At 60.6% G+C, this 16878-nt stretch carries 13 protein-coding genes; 11 read left to right on the forward strand and 2 right to left on the reverse strand.

The features are described from left to right. Nucleotides 1-119: 119 nt before the first annotated feature. Nucleotides 120-1901: a 1-deoxy-D-xylulose-5-phosphate synthase gene (locus tag DWZ01_RS02825; protein WP_117770085.1), complete on the reverse strand. Its 1782-nt coding sequence runs from the start codon at nucleotides 1899-1901 to the stop codon at nucleotides 120-122. A gap of 227 nt (nucleotides 1902-2128) precedes the next feature. Here DWZ01_RS02825 and DWZ01_RS02830 point away from each other — a divergent pair, with 227 nt between their 5' ends. The 11 genes from DWZ01_RS02830 to DWZ01_RS02875 all read left to right on the forward strand — a co-directional run bounded on the left by DWZ01_RS02830 (nucleotide 2129) and on the right by DWZ01_RS02875 (nucleotide 15453). After that, nucleotides 2129-2665 carry an HD domain-containing protein gene (locus DWZ01_RS02830; RefSeq protein WP_117770086.1) on the forward strand — a complete coding sequence of 179 codons (537 nt, stop codon included), beginning with the start codon at nucleotides 2129-2131 and terminating at the stop codon, nucleotides 2663-2665. A 3-nt stretch (nucleotides 2666-2668) separates the two neighbouring features. Continuing rightward, nucleotides 2669-3688, forward strand: a complete 1020-nt coding sequence (locus DWZ01_RS02835; RefSeq protein WP_233504629.1) for a putative ABC transporter permease — start codon at nucleotides 2669-2671, stop codon at nucleotides 3686-3688. A gap of 198 nt (nucleotides 3689-3886) precedes the next feature. Then, entirely contained in the window at nucleotides 3887-5164 is a 1278-nt protein-coding gene (locus DWZ01_RS02840; protein ID WP_117770087.1) for an ammonium transporter, read from the forward strand. Nucleotides 5165-5378: 214 nt separating this feature from the next. Next, entirely contained in the window at nucleotides 5379-5717 is a 339-nt protein-coding gene (locus DWZ01_RS02845) for a P-II family nitrogen regulator (RefSeq protein WP_055286814.1), read from the forward strand. Between the two features lie 74 nt (nucleotides 5718-5791). Further along, entirely contained in the window at nucleotides 5792-6454 is a 663-nt protein-coding gene (locus DWZ01_RS02850; protein WP_158556913.1) for a TetR/AcrR family transcriptional regulator, read from the forward strand. Between the two features lie 101 nt (nucleotides 6455-6555). Next, a complete protein-coding gene (locus DWZ01_RS02855) occupies nucleotides 6556-7818 on the forward strand; it encodes an MFS transporter (protein WP_117770089.1) in 1263 nt (420 codons plus the stop codon). A gap of 115 nt (nucleotides 7819-7933) precedes the next feature. Next, nucleotides 7934-8791 carry an HAD-IIB family hydrolase gene (locus tag DWZ01_RS02860; RefSeq protein ID WP_117770090.1) on the forward strand — a complete coding sequence of 286 codons (858 nt, stop codon included), beginning with the start codon at nucleotides 7934-7936 and terminating at the stop codon, nucleotides 8789-8791. Between the two features lie 156 nt (nucleotides 8792-8947). Next, entirely contained in the window at nucleotides 8948-9073 is a 126-nt protein-coding gene (locus DWZ01_RS10980; protein WP_255413493.1) for a hypothetical protein, read from the forward strand. Nucleotides 9074-9348: 275 nt separating this feature from the next. Beyond that, entirely contained in the window at nucleotides 9349-10059 is a 711-nt protein-coding gene (locus DWZ01_RS02865; protein ID WP_117770091.1) for a TetR/AcrR family transcriptional regulator, read from the forward strand. Between the two features lie 11 nt (nucleotides 10060-10070). Then, complete coding sequence (locus tag DWZ01_RS02870) at nucleotides 10071-14858, forward strand: 2-hydroxyacyl-CoA dehydratase (protein WP_117847985.1); 4788 nt, start codon at nucleotides 10071-10073, stop codon at nucleotides 14856-14858. Nucleotides 14859-14943: 85 nt separating this feature from the next. Beyond that, nucleotides 14944-15453: an aryl-sulfate sulfotransferase gene (locus DWZ01_RS02875; RefSeq protein ID WP_117770093.1), complete on the forward strand. Its 510-nt coding sequence runs from the start codon at nucleotides 14944-14946 to the stop codon at nucleotides 15451-15453. A gap of 67 nt (nucleotides 15454-15520) precedes the next feature. On the opposite strand, the gene DWZ01_RS02880 is transcribed toward DWZ01_RS02875, so the two are convergent. Continuing rightward, complete coding sequence (locus DWZ01_RS02880) at nucleotides 15521-16660, reverse strand: DUF389 domain-containing protein (RefSeq protein WP_117770094.1); 1140 nt, start codon at nucleotides 16658-16660, stop codon at nucleotides 15521-15523. Nucleotides 16661-16878: the final 218 nt, after the last annotated feature.

Raw genomic sequence — 16878 nt, forward strand, 5'->3', positions numbered from 1 at the left:
ACGTCTTATCTAGATCTGTAACAGTTAGACGGGAATTCGGGCCCTAGATGTTACAGATTGAGATAATTGAGCTGTGAAAACAAAAACCTCCGCAGGGGTGCTTCCCTTGCGGAGGTTTTTTACTCGTTGAGTAGCCTTACGGCTTCGGCGGCCATGTTCTCGACCGTCATGCCGTTCTGAGCGAGCAGCTCGTTGGGGTCGTAGCGGTCGGGGAAGCCTTTGGCGATGCCGAAGGTGCGCGTGCGCACAGGCGTGCAGGCCAGATAGCACGCGACGCGCTCGCCCCAGCCGCCGTCCAAGATGCCGTCCTCGAGGGTGACGACAACGCGATGCTCGGCGGCGAGACTGTCGAGGAACTCGCGGTCAAGCTCGGTTGCATAGCGCGGGTTGACGAGCGTGGCCTCGATACCGTACTCGGCAGCCAAGCGGTTTGTCACGCGCTCGCCCAGCTCAAAGAAATCGCCAAGTGCGAGCACGGCAACGTCGCGACCCCGGCGCACCACGTTGTAGCGAACGGCGCTGTAGTCGGTGTCTTCGGCGGGCGCAAGGTCGGGACGGCTTACCAGGCCGATGCCCGGTACGCGGATCGCCACGGGATGCTCGCGGTGATCGAGCGACCAGTTCAGCATGGACAGATATTCCTCCATGCAGGCCGGCGCCAAGTAGTGCATGTTGGGAAGACCGCCCAGCATGGAAATATCAAAGAACGAAAGGTGCGTCTCGGACGTGGTGCCAAAGATCGACGCGCCAAACACTAGGATGGTTGCGGGGGCGTCGTTGAGGCACAGGTCGTGCCACAGTTCGTCGTAGGCGCGCTGCAGGAACGTACCGTACACGCCAAAGACCGGCTTAGCGCCCGAGCGCGCAAGCGCGGTGGCAAAGGTTACGGCATGCTCTTCGGCAATGCCCACATCGACGAACTGTTTGCCAGCGGCAGCGCGAAGCTCGGGTGTAAAGCCCATGATGTAGGGCGTGGCGGCCGTGATGCCAACGACCTGCGGATCGCGCTCGATGGCGGCGCTGAGCGCCTCGCCCGTAATGTCGGCATAGGTGCGCGGCGCAGGCTCGCTCGGATGGCCCGGGCAAAGTTTGCGGCCGGTTGCCATATCGAAGGGCCCCACATGATGCCAGCGCTCGGGATCGCTCTGGGCTGGCTCAAAGCCCTTGCCCTTGGCGGTGGAAACGTGCAGCACGATGGGATGATTGATATTGCGCAGTTCCTGCAACGCGTCGACGAGGGCCAACACGTCGTTACCGGCGTCCAGGTAGCGGTAGTCGAGCCCCATCGCGCGGAAAACGTTGCGCTCACAGGTGCCGTTGCTGGCGCGCAGCTCGGCCAGATTGCGATAGAGGCCACCGTGGTTCTCGGCGATGGACTGGTCGTTGTCATTGACGATGATGATTAGGTTGCTATCGAGTTCGGCGGCATTGTTAAAGCCCTCAAACGCCAGGCCGCCCGAAAGCGAGCCGTCGCCAATAACGGTAATGACGTTGTATGCATCGCCCGCCAGGTCACGAGCGTGCGCCAGGCCGCAGCCCAAGCTCACCGAGGTCGAGGTGTGACCCATGGCGAACAGGTCGTGCTCGGACTCGTCGGGATTGGCAAAGCCAGAAGCCTCACCATAACGCTCCGGATCGATATAAGTGTACGCGCGCCCGGTCAGCGCCTTGTGGGCGTAGGTCTGGTGCGAAACGTCAAAGACAATCTTGTCGATGGGGGAGTCAAATACGCGATGAAGCGCAACCGTAAGCTCAACGACGCCCAAGTTGGGGGCAACGTGCCCGCCGACGGCGGCGGAGCTTTCGAGGATTGCCTGGCGGATCTCGCCGCAGAGCTGCGGGAGCTCGGCGCGATTAAGAGCCTTGACGTCCTCGGGCGTTGTCGTTTGCGTAAGCAGCATCGTTGTGGGTTACTCCATGCGAATCGTGCGCCGGCACTCCCTCGGCCGGCACAATTGCACAAAACAGTCTCGCACATTTTGGCGTTTGATATGTGACGGCGGCGCGGTAATTCGCCAACTGGTGGGGCAAAACGTTTTGTCCGATGCCATACTGATATGTTCCATGATGTTTTATCGATTGTGCACAGGCCGTGGCTTGTCGCCGTGAGTCGCTGGAAGGAGGCAGCATGTCCGATGCCGTTCGTGCCGAAGAAATCGCGCACGAGGTCGACTATGCCGCCCGCCAGCTGGCCCAGGCGGGCCGCTTGGACCTGACACACGAGTTTATCCAGCATGGCGACGTGACGGTCTATGCACATGTGACTTCAGTAGCGCGGGCGAGCCTGTCCTTTGCCGAGCGCTTGGGCCGTGCTGGCATTTCGGTCGACCGTGCTTCATTGCTGCGCGGGGCCCTGCTGCACGATTACTTTCTCTATGACTGGCACGATCCCGACCCAAGCCATCGGCTGCATGGCTTTCGTCACCCGTTTTTTGCCCTGGCACGTGCGGAGGAAGATTTTGAGCTGACGCCGCGCGAACGGAATATTATCGTGCGGCATATGTTTCCGCTGGTGCCAGTGCCGCCGACGTGTCGTGAGGCTTGGATTGTATGCCTGGCAGATAAATGGTGCGCTCTGCGCGAGACGGTCGCCGGTCGTCTGCGGCGCAAGGACGAGGCGGACGATGACGTGAGTGGCGAATCGAGCGAAAAGAGGAGAGGGTAGACGGTGGGGACCGCGATCGACATGGCATTTGACGGCGCGACGCTTGCCACCTGCCCACTCTCGGCACTGGTGCTCTCGTTTGCCTTTTACGGGTTTTGCGGTTGGGCATGGGAGTCGACAGTATGCGCCATGCTCAATCACGGACGATTTGCCAACAGTGGCTTTTTGCTTGGGCCGTGCTGCCCCATCTATGGCGCGGGCGGCATTGCCTGCTGGCTGCTGTTGCGTGGGATTCCGGATGCCTCGAGCCAGTTTGTCGCTGCAGCGCTCGTATGCAGCGTGATTGAGTACAGTGTGGGCCTTCTATTGGAAAAAACAACGGGCGCTCGCTTTTGGGACTATTCGCACCTGCCGTTTAACCTGCACGGACGCATCTGCCTGTACTGGGCATGCGCGTTTGGCCTGGGTGCGTTGTGTATTTGCCGCGTGGTGGAGCCGGCGGTGTTGGGCCTGCTTGCCCATCTGCCGGTGCTGATTGTGCGGCTGTCCGCGTTTATCGTCGCGGTCGCGATGATGGTCGACGCGGTGTGCTCGTTGGCGAGCTGGCGGCGTCTGTCTGATCAGCTGGAGCGCGTCCGGGCCGACCTTGCCGACCGCATTAATGAGTCGCTTGCCGATGCCTCGGACTCAATGCTTGAGCGCATTCCCGATTCGACGATTGACTCGGTGGCACAGACGCACATCCGCAGCCGTGCCGTTAACGCGTGGCTGGCGGAGCTGGGCGATGCGACGCTCGATGCCCTGCGCGAGAAGGCTTCGATGCCGACGTTTATCGCGGATGGTGCTCGCGGCCTGGCGCTCGCTGCCCGCCGCGTGGCCGATGCCGCGCCGAGCATGCCGCGTCCGTCGTTCAGTCGTCGCCTTGCCGGCAAGCGCATGAGCCGTCCGGTGCCGAGCGTGTCGCTCAGCCGCCGCGACCTGCGCTTTTTCAATGCCTTCCCGCGTCTGCGCATCAATCGCTACGAAGGTGTCATTCGAGCAACTAATCTCCGCGACCGCGCCCGCGAGCTGTTTCGGCGCTAGCCGGGATGGGCGTGCTCACGGCTCCCTTGCTCGCGTATTTCCCGTCCGTTTCGCGTCCGTTGCCGTGCCGTTTCCAAGATTGCGGCACCGTTTCCATTCGACAACGCAGCGTTTAACAACGCCGTATCTGGTCTACACCAGTTGCCCCTCGGCCGCATTATGGGCGCCGACAACGTTCATGCGATCAAGGGGGAGCGAATGTACGATACGGGATCGACAACGTTTATGCTCATCTGCACCATGCTCGTGTTTTTAATGACACCGGGTCTGGCGTTTTTCTATGGCGGTCTGTCTAGGCGCAAAAATGTCATCAACACCATGCTCATGTGCTTTGGCGCCATTGGCCTGGTTGGCGTGCTGTGGATTGTTGCCGGCTGGTCGCTGGCCTACGGCGGCGACGGTTCCAGCCCGTTTATTGGAGGCCTTGACCAGCTACTGTGCCTTCCGGTGCTCAACCAGGTGCTGCAGGCGGCCGAGGGCAATGCCACTGACGGCGCCGTCTACCCTCAGATCATCAACATCGCCTTTCAGATGGCATTTGCCATGATCACTGCTGCTATCGTCACGGGCAGCCTGGCCGGCCGCGTTAAGTTTGGTGCCATGACGGCCTTCCTGGGCATTTGGCTGCTTGTGGTCTATGCGCCGCTTGCCCACATGGTTTGGGGCGGCGAGGGCTCCTTTATCGGTGACATTATCGGCGCACTCGACTTTGCCGGCGGCGACGTGGTGCACATTTCGTCCGGTCTTACGGGCCTGATTCTCTGCTTAATGCTCGGCCGTCGTCGTGGTTTTGGCATGGTGAGCTATCGTCCGCATAACGTGCCGTTTGTAGCGCTGGGCGCCGGCCTGCTTTGGTTTGGCTGGTTTGGCTTTAACGGCGGCAGCGAGTTTAAGGCCGACGCCGTGGCGGCACTCGCCATCCTCAACACCGTGACGGCCAGCGCGGCGGGCATGGTCTCGTGGCTTGCCGTCGAGCGCGTGCACACTGGTCGCCCCACGCTGGTGGGCGCCAACACCGGTCTGGTTGCGGGACTTGTGGTGGTCACGCCCGGCGCGGGCTTTGTCGAGCCGTGGGCAGCGCTGGTTATGGGCCTGATCGTATCGCCCGTCTGCTACCTGGCCATCAGCCATCTTAAGACCAAGTTTGGCTACGACGACGCACTCGACGCGTTCGGTTGCCATGGTATCGGCGGCATCCTGGGCGGCGTGCTCACGGGCCTGTTCTGCGTGCCGGAGCTCTCGTGGACCGGTAAGGGCGGCCTGTTCTACACGGGCGACGTGTCGCTGCTCGTTTCGCAGATTCTGGGCATTGTGGTGACGGTCGCTATTGTGCTGGTGCTCGATTTGGTAATCGCCGCGGTGGTCAAGGCACTGTTCCACGGCAGTCTGCGTGTGGACGAGGCCGATGAGGCGCTGGGCCTGGATGCGAGTCAGCACGGCGAGAGCGCCTACCCTTCGTTCTCCGGACTCGATTAGCAGCTTCCCCAAGCACCGCACCTCGGCCTTCAATCGTCGTTTGCGTACCTTAAGTACGCGGCACTCCTCTTTCAGGCCGATCTGCGGCACTTGGGAAACCTGCTAAGACCTGTTAGTTGCACTTATCTGATCTACAAGGTTGGTCTGTGGCACCTGGAAACCTCGTGCCATGTGAGGGACAATTCATTTCTTTTTTTGAAGAGAGGAATTCACTATGAAGAAGATTACGGCGATCGTTCGTGCCGAGAAGCTTGAGGTTCTTAAAGACGCTCTGTTTGCTGCCGATGTTCGTGGCATGACTATCAACCAGGTGCAGGGCTGCGGCGCACAGCATGGCTGGAAGGAATACGTGCGCGGCAACGAGTTGCTTGTCAACACGATTCCTAAGGTGCAGTTCACGCTCATTTGCGCCGATGAGCATGTCGACGGCATTGTCGACATTATCTGCAGCGCCGCTCGCACCGGTGCCGTCGGCGACGGCAAGATCTGGGTCGAGCCGGTCGAGGAAGTTATTCGCATACGTACTGGCGAACACGGTCCCGCCGCGGTGTAGAATCGACCGTCTACCATCCGCAACGTTAAAATGCTGCAATGAGGCACAAGACTTGCGTTGTGGATGGACGGATTATGGGTCGTAATAAATATCCCGAGGAGACTGTCGCGAAGATTCTCGACGCGGCGCTGGAGCTATTCTGCGTACAGGGTTATGAGGGGACGAGCATTCAAGACATCGTCGACCGCCTCGATGGCATGACCAAGGGTGCTGTCTATCATCACTTTAAGAGCAAAGAGGAGATTTTCAACGCCGCATTTGATCGGGCAACGGCTCCGATTGCTGAGCACCGTCGCGCGACACTCGGTGCTGGCAATATGACGGGAGCTCAAAAGCTCAAACGACTTTATGCGCCCGAGTCCGTCGTTCCGCAAATCGAGCTATGGACTCGCATGCATCCTGCGGCAGATCCGGTAAAAAGCTCGCGGCTGCTGGCGATGCAGTACCAAGGTTCGTTTGACGAGTCGGCCGATGGCAATCTCTTGCCAGTAATCGAGGAGGGCATCGCCGACGGCTCCATTGCGTGCGAATGCCCGCGCGAAGCAGCGGAGGCCGTATCGTTGTTAGCGAATCTTTGGCTGCTGCCATTGTTCCGTCCGCTCGAGCCCAAGGAGCGAATGCTTGCTCGCGCACAATGTTTGGCGCAGATGGCGGCCGCGGTGGGGCTTGATTTGGGTAATGAAGTGCTCCAGACAACGGCCCAGATTTGGGACGTATGGAACCGTGCCGGGTGGTAATATAGATACCAACGGTATGTAATTGATTTGTGAGGGTAGCCACGGCTGCCCTTTTCAAGTCATTAAATACATACTAACAGTATGTATTTGGGGGCAGGCTTATGGCTGGGATGCGAAGAATTAGCGTTTCATTGGCGCCAAAAACAGTGCGATCTATCAGGCTATTTGGTCTTCTTGTTGCACAGCTGTGTGCGTATTCGATGCTGTCGGCACTGTGCTTTGCGTGCCCGCTTTACTTGTTCGATTGCAGCGGCTCCTCAACGTTATATGGCGCCGTCGCGGCGATAGCGTTCATACCGGGCGTGCTCGCGACTCCGGTTGGCGGGATTTTGGCGGATCGGGGAAGACGTCGCGGGGTTCTTGTGGTACTCGGCATTGTTCTGATGGCTGCATCACTGCTGTTTATCCCCATGAAGCGTTCGCTGCCTCTTGCGGTTGTCGTGGCAGCAATGCTTTGCGTCCAATATGGCATCCAATCGCTGCTGAAACCGATGCTTCAAATTGAGGCGGTGTGCATGACGGGCCAAGAAAAGGTTGAGCGTGCCACTGCGTTGGTCTCGCAGATAATCATGATGAGCAATATCTTGGGGCCTGTAGTCGGGACGGCAGTCTATGGGTGCTTTGGTATCGATACTCTATGCGAAACCGCGGCGTTGACGTTTACGATTTCAGCCCTGCTGTTCGGGGGCGCACTCAAGCAAAATGCCTCATCTGAAACGATGGGAGACGGCGCGACTCGTACGACACGCCGAAACGATTTTCGGGAGTTGATTCGGTACCTGTCTCAAAACTCATCATTGCTCGTTGTGTTTTTGATTGCGGCTATTTTGAACCTTGCGTTAGTTGGGTTAACGATTGGTGCTCCCGTTATTGTTGCAAAGCATCTCGGAATGCAGTCATCCTTTGTTGGGATTATTGAGGTGGCTATGGGCTTAGGTGGTCTTGTCGGCAGTGGTTTGGTCGGTATTTGGCCGCATCGTTTTTCCTTCAAGGGCATATGTCAATATGTTGCGATGATCTGTTTAGGAGTCGTACCGATTATTGTCACGCTACTGTTCGGCACAGATGTATGGGTGTTCACCGTGTTTGCGGTTGGTTCGGCATGGGTCATGGTGTGGGCAGCCATTGCGTCGGTTGAAATCATCGCGTTTGTTCAACGGGCAGCGCCGACTGAGCTCTGCGGAAAAGTGCTTTCGGTCGTTTACATGGTCCTTTCCTGCGCAACACCTATCGGCCAATTGACGTACGGGGTTGCATATGATCGATGGACACCGGCGATTGTATTCGCAGGCATGCTGGCGGTGTTGACGTTGACGACGGTGCTGTTTTATCGGCTGAAAAGTCGCTTGTGGCGATTGTCTTAACGCACTGGGGCACCGTGAATTTGTGGAGGCGGTGGTACGCCGCGCCGGGACGGCATTGTTTGGGCACGCCTCTCCTTCGTCTACAATATCGTGCAGACGAAGGAGAGGCGTGCCCATGATCAAGATGTTTGCGAGTGACTTAGACGGAACGCTGCTGAACGCCCTGCACGAGGCAGACGGGACCATCCGCCGCGCCATTCGCGAGCTGACCGAGGCTGGCCTGCATGTGGTTCCCGCGACCGGGCGCTCGACGTTGCCAATCGGCGAGCATGGCTTTACGGGGCTGGCGCTTGACGCCTGCTGCTCCAATGGGTCCATCGTGCGCGACTGCCATGGCGAGGTGCTCAAGACCTGGACCATCGATCCGCAGGTTACCGAGGAGCTGCTCAAGGCATTCCCGGACATTTGCTTTGATTGCTCCACACCCGATGGCATGTTCTCGAGCGGTTCGTTCGAGATGCATCAGGCGGGCTTTAAAAAGGACAGCCCTATCAAGCGCATCGTGATGCGCGGCATGCGCGCGCGTGGCGGCTATCACGAGGAACAGTATTTCGACCAGTCGATCGGTGACATCCTTCGCCACGATGTGTGCAAGATCAACTGCCGCGTGACCTCGCCCGAGCTGGAGCGCGACCTTAAGGCATATTTGGCCGAGCGATCGGACCGCGTGGTCAACGCGCCGTTCGATCCGGTGATGTTCGAGATCACGGACGTGGCGTGCAACAAGGGCGAGAGTGTGTCCTGGCTGGCGGGCTACTACGGCATTGCCGAGGACGAGGTCGCGGTCTACGGCGACGGCGGCAACGACATTGCCATGCTCAAACGTTTCCGCCACAGCTACGCGACCAAAAACGGCAGCGATGCCGCCAAGGCCGCCGCGAGTGCAACTATCGGCAGTTGCATGGTTCATGCCGTCCCCAAACACATGCTCGCCACCATGCGCAAGCAAAACTCCCGCACCGTCATCGAATAATGTGACAAAGGGATAGCCCCTTTGTCACAGGTGACGCTGGTCTCTTGAAATACGAACAAACATTCGCATACCTAACTGCGCTTTGATAGAATTGATACTGTTGACGGCAGTTCCATGTGCCGGGCAACGCCCTCCATCTGATGGGAGGTGATGCCCATGACCGATCTGATTGATTTTGTGAGACTTCTGACCGCTTTGGTCTCGTTCTTCACAGCGCTCGTCGGGCTTTCCGAGGCACTCAAGCAACGTTCGAAGCAACGTAAAAGGGGTCGCCGCCGCTAAGGCGTTGACCCCTTAATCCAAGCAACGGCGCTGCCCAGCTTTCCAGAACTTGGGCTGCCGTCGACACTATTCTACCCACGAATGACATTTTGGACAATCGGTAATGCCGCTCTAAAAGCCTGGCACAACCGGCACAACCTAGGCGGTCGCTGGATGTGACAAAGAGGCTGCCCCTTCGTCACATCCTAAATATTGCCTTTACGTGTTGATACACACGGTGTGCAATAATACTCGCACTGTGCAATAGCGCACAGACTGAGTAACAAGGAGGACGCTTGTCCCAGCTCGAAAAATGCGACCGCCGGTCCCTTCGCTCGCAGCGTGCCCTTCGCCAGGCACTTGCCAGCGAGCTTGCCGAAAGCGGCGACCTTTCGCGCATTAATGTCGCGTCGCTCACCGAGCGCGCTGGCCTTACGCGCCGCACGTTCTATTCGCACTACCGCGATATCCCCGACTTTATCAATCAAATCGAGGACGGCTTGCTGGCCGAGATCCGTGAGCGCATTGAGCTCATCACCGCAGCTCAGCTGCCCGATCTCTATCACAACATCGATGAGCTCGAGCCGGCACCCGGTTCGGTTGAGTTGCTGCGCTACCTTGCGGCCAACCGCGATTTAATCGGATCGCTGCTGGGCCCGGGCGGCGACCCCGCCTTTATTAAAAAGATCATCGATACCGCACGCGAGGCCGTGGTGCCGCGTGCACAGACGGGCATTTTGGGCCTGGCGCTGGGCACGTTCTTTGACTACTACGTTACCTACGTCGTGAGCGCCGAGGTCGGCATGATTCAGCGCTGGTTTGAGCGCGGGCTCACCGAATCGCCCGAGGCCATGGCGCGCATTATGACGGTGCTCGCTTTTGTGCGCCCTGGTGATCTGTATGGCCAACCCATCGATATCAACGTGCCGGAATACGGCATGAAGCTATTGAACCTGCAGCTCGAGGACGCGGTCGACACCACCGCAACCGTCGAGTCCAACAACTAAGAGGAGAGACAATGAGCAAACTCGTCGAGGGCATTAAAGACCGTGTGGTCGCTGCCGCACGCGAGGCTGCGCCCGCCGTGGTGGACGCCGCGCAGAAGGCCGCGACTGCCGCTGCCGAGAAGGTCGCCGAGGCGGTTGCCGAGGCCAAGAACGCGGCAGGGGAGACGTCCATCGCTAGCGAGCCCGCCACCGCCGCTGAGCCCGTAGCCGTCACCGCCGCCCACGCCCCCGAAGGCGCGATCTTCAACCCCGAGAACGCTCGTGGCAACCTGCACTTGGGCATCGACGTGGGTTCCACCACCGTTAAGCTCGCCGTGCTCAACGACGACAACCAGATCGTCTATGCCAAGTACCAGCGCCACCACACCGACGTCCGCGCCTGCGCTCGCGACCTGTTCGAGGGTGCTGCGACCGTGCTGCCGACGGCCCAGATGACCTGCGCCATTACCGGCTCGGGCGGCCTGCTGCTGTCCCAATGGCTCGACCTGGAGTTTGTCCAGGAGGTCATCGCCAGCAAGCGTGCCGTCGAGACCCTTATCCCGGCCACCGATGTCGCCATCGAGCTGGGCGGCGAGGACGCCAAGATCATCTACTTCGACAACGGCATCGAGCAGCGCATGAACGGCACCTGCGCCGGCGGCACTGGCGCGTTCATCGACCAGATGGCCACTCTGCTGCACACCGACGCCAGCGGCCTCAACGAGCTCGCGGCCAACGCCACCACCATCTATCCAATCGCCAGCCGCTGCGGCGTCTTTGCCAAGACCGACGTCCAGCCGCTGCTCAACGAAGGCGCCCGCCCCGAGGACGTGGCGGCCTCCATCTTCCAGGCTGTCGTGACCCAGACTATCTCGGGCCTGGCGTGCGGCCGTCCCATCCGCGGCAACGTCGCCTTCCTGGGCGGCCCGCTGCAGTACCTCTCCGAGCTGCGCCACCGCTTCTACCTTACGCTCAACCTGGACGAGGAGCACCGCATTGTGCCCCAAAACGCTCACCTGTTTGTGGCGAGCGGCGCCGCCATGGCGCATGAGTCCAACAAGCTCAGCACGTTCCCGCAGCTCATCGAGGCTATCGATGCCCTGGGTGACACACAGGGTGCCGAGGTCGAGCGCCTGGATCCGCTCTTTGCCACCGACGAGGACTTCGCCGAGTTCAAAACCCGCCACGACCAGGAAGTCGTCCCCAAGGGCAAGCTCGACGGCTACACCGGCCGCGTGTTCATTGGCATCGACGCCGGTTCCACCACCATGAAGGCCGCGCTCGTGGGCGAGGACGGCCAGCTGTTGCACACCTGGTACGGCAACAACAACGGCGACATCCTGGGCACGGCCAAGGTCATCATGGCCGATTTCTACAACCATATCCCTGCAGGCTGCACCATCGGCCACGTGACCACCACGGGCTACGGCGAGGCGCTGCTCATCGAGGCCCTCAAGGCCGACTCCGGCGAGATCGAGACCGTCGCGCACCTGCGTGGCGCCAAGGCATTCCTGCCCGGCGTGGAGTTCATTCTGGACATCGGCGGCCAGGACATGAAGTGCCTGCGCGTCAAGGACGGCGTTATCGAGCACATCATGCTCAACGAGGCCTGCTCGTCGGGTTGCGGTAGCTTTATCGAGAGCTTCGCCGTCTCTATGAACATGGACGTGCGCGCGTTCGCCGACGCCGCCATCCATGCCAAGGCCCCGGTCGACCTGGGCAGTCGCTGCACGGTCTTTATGAACTCGCGCGTCAAGCAGGCGCAAAAGGAAGGCGCCACGGTGGGCGACATTGCGGCCGGCCTGTCCTATTCCGTCATCAAGAACGCCTTGTTCAAGGTCATTAAGCTGCGCGACCCCAAGGAGATCGGCAGCCAGGTGATCGTTCAGGGCGGCACCTTTATGTCCGATGCCACGCTGCGCGCGTTTGAGCAGCTCACCGGCGTTCATGCCGTGCGTCCCGACATCGCCGGCTGCATGGGCGCCTATGGTGCGGCCCTGCTCGCCCGCGATCGCGCCGGTGCCGATGGCACCTCGACCATCCTTTCGGCTGAGGACATCGCGCACCTTACCGTGACGCAAAAGCATGTCCGCTGCGGTCGCTGCTCCAACAACTGCCAACTCACCGTCAACGACTTTGGCGGCGGCAGGCGCTTCATTACCGGCAACCGCTGCGAGAAGGGCGCCGGCCACAAAAAGCAAAAGACCGAGGCCCCCAACCTCTTCAAAAAGAAAAACGAGCTGCTCTTTGACCGCGAGGTGCTGAGCCCCGACGAGGCCCCGCGTGGTACCGTCGGCATCCCGCGCGCGCTCAACATGTACGAGAACTACCCCTTCTGGCATGCGTTCTTTACGCGCTTGGGCTTTAGCGTGCAGCTGTCCGACCAGTCGAGCAAGAAGACCTACCAGGCGGGCATCGAGTCCATGCCGTCCGAGAGCGTGTGCTATCCGGCCAAGATGAGCCACGGCCATGTGATGAACCTTATCGACCGCGATGTCGACTTTATCTGGATGCCGTGCGTGCGCTGGGAGCGCAAGGAGGATCCGACCGCTGGCAACTGCTATAACTGCCCCATCGTCATGAGCTACCCCACGGCGCTGGCGCTCAATATTGACGAGATTCGCGAGCAGAACATCGAGTTCCTGTACCCGTTTGTGCCCTATCACGATAAGACCGAGCTCAAGCGCCGCCTGTACCAGGTGCTCGCCGTCGACCGCGTGGCCGATGCGCAAGCCGGTCGCGGTCGCGTGCGCGGTCCCAAGATCACGCGCTCCGAGGTCGATGCCGCCGTCAACGCTGCCTTTGAGGCCGACGCGCGTTTCCACGAGGATATCCAGACCATGGGCGAGGAGGCCCTTAAGTGGGTCGAGGACCACGGCGGCCACGGCATCGTACTCGCCGGCCGTCCTTACCATAACGACCCCGAGATCAATCACGCCCTGCCCGAGCTTATCTCGAGCTTTGGCTTTGCGGTCTTTACCGAGGATTCGCTTGCGCACCTGGTGAAGCCCGAGCGTCCGATTCGCGTCGTCGACCAGTGGATGTACCACAGCCGCCTGTACGCCGTCGCCCGTTTTGTGACGATGCGCAACGACCTGGACCTGATCCAGCTCAACTCCTTCGGCTGCGGCCTGGACGCCCTGACCACCGACCAGGTGCAGGAGATTCTGGAAGCCAGCGGCAAGATCTACACCGTGCTCAAGATCGACGAGGTATCCAACCTGGGTGCCGCGCGCATTCGCATCCGCTCGCTCATGGCCGCGCTTAAGGACCAGGAGGCCGAACGCCTGGCCGAGGCCACGGCCGCGGGCGAGACTTACGAGCAAGGCGACGCCGCGCCGGTGGCGCCCTCTACGGATGCCCCCGCGTTTGCGAGCCGCAAGTACACGTTCGAGGCGCAGCGCGAGAGTGCTTCGACCGCGTGGCCCAAGGTGCCCTTTACCGAGCAGATGCGCGAGGAGGGCTATACCATCCTGTGCCCGCAGATGGCGCCGATCCACTTTGACCTGGTCAAAGAGGTATTCCGCGGTGCCGGCTACAACCTGGAGCTGCTGCCCTCGACTGACCACGATGCCGTCGAGGCCGGCCTGCGCTACGTGAACAACGACATCTGCTATCCGTCGATCCTGGTGACGGGCCAGATCATGGAGGCCATCGAGAGCGGTCGGTACGACCTGTCCAAGACGGCTGTGGTCATCAGCCAGACCGGCGGCGGCTGCCGTGCCACTAACTACATCGCGCTCATCCGCAAGGCGCTGCGCGAGAGCGGCCACCCCGAGATTCCGGTAATCTCGCTTTCGGCCGTGGCGCTGGGCGAGGACAACCCCGGCTTTAAGGTTACGCCGGCGCTGCTTAAGCAGGCGGTCTACGCGGTGCTCTTTGGCGACGTGATGATGCAGATGCTCTACCGTTGCCGCCCGTACGAGGCCACGCCCGGTGCTGCCAACGCACTCTACGAGGAATACATGGCGCGTGCCCGCAAGCTGGCGCCTAAGTTCAACAGGCACAACTACACCAAGCTGTGCCGCGAAGCCATCCGCGCGTTCGACACCATGCCGCTCGTGGGCGAGGGCACCAAGCCGCGCGTGGGTGTGGTCGGCGAGATCCTGGTCAAGTTCCACCCTACGGCCAACAACCATGTGGTCGACGTGATCGAGCGCGAGGGCTGCGAGGCCGTGGTGCCGGGTCTGCTCGACTTCTTCCTGTACTCCATGAGCAACGCGGAGCTGCAGAAGGACGAGCTGGGAAGCTCTGCCACTACGCGCGCTGGTATGCAGGCGCTCATCAAACTCGTGGACTGGATGCGTACGCCGGTGGAGGAGATGCTCGAAAGGTCCCGCCGCTTTGAGGCTCCCGAGCGCATCGGCACCATGGCCGACAAGGCCCGCACAGTGCTTTCGGTGTGCAACAACATGGGCGAGGGCTGGCTGCTCACGGCCGAGATGCTCGACCTGATCGACCACGGTGCGCCCAACATCATCTGCACGCAGCCCTTCGCGTGCCTGCCCAACCACGTGGTGGGCAAGGCCGTGATCAAGGAGCTGCGCCGTCAGCACCCCGAGAGCAACATCGTTGCAGTGGACTACGACCCCGGTGCGTCTGAGGTCAACCAGCTCAACCGTATTAAGCTCATGATCAGCGTGGCAAAGGAGAACATGCGCGCTGGCAAGGGCTTTAAGCTCGAGAAGGTGGCGCCGCTCGCGATGGACGAGGTCACCGGCCAGATGCGTGCCCATGATGGCTGCGTGAGCTGCGGACCGGCCAGCGAGGAGGCCGTTGCATCGGTCGCCAAGCGTCTGGGACACGGCATTAAGAAGTAGCTGGCCTGCTATGGGCTGGATATGAGACAAACGGGTGGTAGCCGTACCGGCTACCACCCGCTTTTTCTGGACATATGTTGCGTAAATGACCTTGCTACAGCCTTCCGTGGGCTTGTCCGATTTTTGGGCCGGTTCGGGCTTTGAGGACAAGTTGCTGCAGGCCCAAGGCGATTTTTCGCTCAATGCGGGCCAGCACAGTGTGACCTATCTGCCAAACGACGATACGGTAACAACCGGTCGCTACCAGGTACTGCTGTACGACAACAACTTTGGCGCGGCCGAGAGCTATCCCAAGTTCGACTGGGGCCAGCTGGGCGCCGCGGTGGTGACCGACTACAGCAAGGGAACGCATTCGTTTGGGCGCATCTTTACGGTGGACGAGAACGCGCGCACCTACGAGCTCGAGGACCAGGTCGCAGTGCCGTTCTCGGGCTACGTAAGCAGTGCACAGCGCGTCGGCGATTCAGATAGTATGCTCGTGGCATCGGGCCAGGCCAAGACCTTTACCGAGTACGATCGCTATGGACTGCCCATCGCCACCTACGAGATGGAAGCCGAGAAGTACATCTACCGCGTGTACAAGTACGAGCTGTAGCGCTGCGCTTGGCTGTGCCTGCGCCCCGCGGCTGCGCTCTCGTGCCGGGCCCACCTCGCGTCCCGCATCACTTTACGTCAAACTCCACACGATCGAGCTCGGGCACATTGAGGTCGATGAGTTTGCGGGCGACACGGCGGTCGTGCGCCCCAAGCGCCTCGCCTGTCGTCACATGGGCGACGATTTCGCGCTCGACGATGCCTTCTTCGTCCCCTTCGGTGGCCGAGGTCTCGACGGCGACGGTGTAATCCTTAAAGCCCGGCAGCACCGCGGCAAGCTCGCGCGTGGTCTCGGTGACGCCGTAGCCGTCCTGCACGCCGGCCTGCGCCGATCCAATGGAGCCTGCGGTCATAACGATGCAGGGGATGGCAAAGATGACCGTTCCCACGATGATGCGGCGGCGCACTTTGCGTGACAGCTCGTTGACCTCGGCGTTTTCCTTGGCGGTCACAATGCCGTCGCCGTTCAGGTCGCGCTTGAGCGGCACGCGCAAAAGAAGCAGCACGGCTTCGGCAGCCAGTGCGATAAAGACTACATTGATGCCAAACTCGTAAAGCGCCGAGAGAAACAGCGACCCGCTTGCGATGGCGATGCCGTAGCCCGCCGCGCACAGGGGCGGCATGAGCGCGGTCGCCACGGCTACGCCGGCGATGAGCGTGGCGGGTTCCTGGTCGCGCGAGTTGCCCAGGCCACCCGCAAAGCCGCCCGCGAGCGCGACGGCAAGGTCCCAAACAGTCGGTGTCGAATTGTCGATGATGGCGGCCGTGGTGGTGCCAAGGGGCGAGAGCTTAAAGTACAACGTGGACGTGACCAGGCAAAAGGCCATCTGTAGAGCCAAGCTCGCGACGGCCTCAAGGGTGATCTCGCGGTCGAGCGTGGCGATGCCGTATGCCATGGCAAGGACCGATCCCATAAGCGGGCAGATGAGCATGGCGCCCACGATGGCGATGTCCGAATCGATATCGAGGCCGATGCTTGCGATGAGCATGGCGATGATGAGGATACACAGGTGAGAGCCAGTCAGACGCGCCCCGTTTACAAAACGCTTGCGGATCACGTGATAGGGCGCGCGTCCCTCGCGAATGTTGAACGCGCGCTTTAAAAAGCGACCAGTCTGCTCGGCAGCCTCACTATGGGCAGGGCGGATGCCGTGGCGCCGGTGATGGCGTTCGCGTAGTCGCTTGATCTGTTGTTTGTCGAGTTCCATGTCCACCTCGTTCCAGCGCGGTCCGCGCAACGCGCCCGTTGTCCTAACTCTACACCGTGGCGGGCGGGGTGTCTGTTGGATGCAGAATCCGATAGGGCGGATGACGCGGGAGCAAATGCAAATCACAGGCTCAATTCCATCCCGCGAGAATATGATGCACCAGCTCCTTCAAATGTGACGAAACTGTGAAGCACGAGAGCGTGAATTTCAAAAAATAC

It is taken from the genome of Collinsella sp. AF28-5AC, assembly GCF_003457875.1.
Taxonomy (GTDB): Bacteria; Actinomycetota; Coriobacteriia; order Coriobacteriales; family Coriobacteriaceae; genus Collinsella.